At 63.2% G+C, this 1310-nt stretch carries 1 protein-coding gene; it reads right to left on the reverse strand.

The features are described 5' to 3' along the window. On the reverse strand, positions 1-1310 hold a 1310-nt coding region (gene mdoH, locus AACG97_RS00200; protein WP_338463229.1), incomplete at both ends, for a glucans biosynthesis glucosyltransferase MdoH.

Here is a 1310-nt window from a genome sequence, read left to right on the forward strand (position 1 = left end):
CAGCGTCAGGTACGCGTCGGTATCCTTGAGCACCTGCGGCGGCGAATACTCTTCCGGGATCAGGAACAGCTTCCAGCGCTTGGTGCGCAGGCCCACGGTCGCCCGGCTGGAGATCGCCGACACGAACGGCGACAGGATCAGCGAGACGACGATCGGCGCCAGCCAGAACAGGAAGCGCAGATCCAGCCATGCCATTCCGACTGCCCATACCAGCCCCAGCAGCAGCTGCGAGCCGTGACGCATAAAGGCTTCTCCCCACGGCGTGGAGTCATCATCACGCTGCGGCGAATTCCACACCACTTCCCAGCCGAGGAAGGCGCTGACCACGAAGACGGTGTGGAACAGCATGCGAACCGGCGCCAGCAGGACCGAGAACAGGACCTCCAGCAGCAGAGAAAGCGTGACGCGGATAAATCCGCCGTACTCTTTCGGCCCTTTACACCACACCAGAATAATACTCAGCAGCTTCGGCAGGAACAGCAGCACCATGGTCGAAGCGAACAGCGCGATGGCCAGCTCCGGACGCCACTGCGGCCACACCGGGAACAGCTGACGCGGCTGCAGGAAGTACTGCGGCTCGGTCAGGGCATGCACCACCTGCAACGCCGTCGACAGGGCAAGGAACATAAACCACAGCGGCGCCGACAGGTACGACATCACGCCGGTGAGGAACACCGCCCGGTGAACCGGGTGCATCCCTCTGACGAGGAACAGGCGGAAGTTCATCAGGTTGCCCTGACACCAGCGACGGTCGCGTTTCAGCTCGTCCAGCAGGTTCGGCGGCAGCTCCTCATAGGAGCCCGGCAGATCGTAGGCAATCCACACCCCCCAGCCGGCACGGCGCATTAGCGCGGCTTCGACGAAGTCGTGCGACAGAATCGACCCGGCAAAGTTACCCTCGCCCGGCAGCGGCGCCAGCGCGCAGTGCTCGATGAACGGCTTCACGCGGATAATGGCGTTGTGTCCCCAGTAGTGGGACTCCCCCAGCTGCCAGAAGTGCAGACCCGCCGTAAACAGCGGACCGTACACCCGGGTGGCAAACTGCTGGCAACGCGCATACAGCGTGTCCATGCCCGAAGCGCGCGGGGATGACTGGATGATCCCGGCGTTCGGGTTCGCTTCCATCAGGCGCACCAGGCTGCTCAGACACTCGCCGGTCATCACCGAGTCAGCGTCCAGCACCACCATATAGCTATACTGGCTGCCCCAGCGGCGGCAGAAATCATCGATGTTGCCGCTCTTACGCTTCACGCGACGACGACGGCGACGGTAGAAGATCTGCCCTTCGCCCTGCACTTCGGCAATCAGCT

Source organism: Pseudomonas sp. Nvir, assembly GCF_963778085.1.
GTDB classification, from domain to species: Bacteria; Pseudomonadota; Gammaproteobacteria; order Pseudomonadales; family Pseudomonadaceae; genus Aquipseudomonas; species Aquipseudomonas juntendi.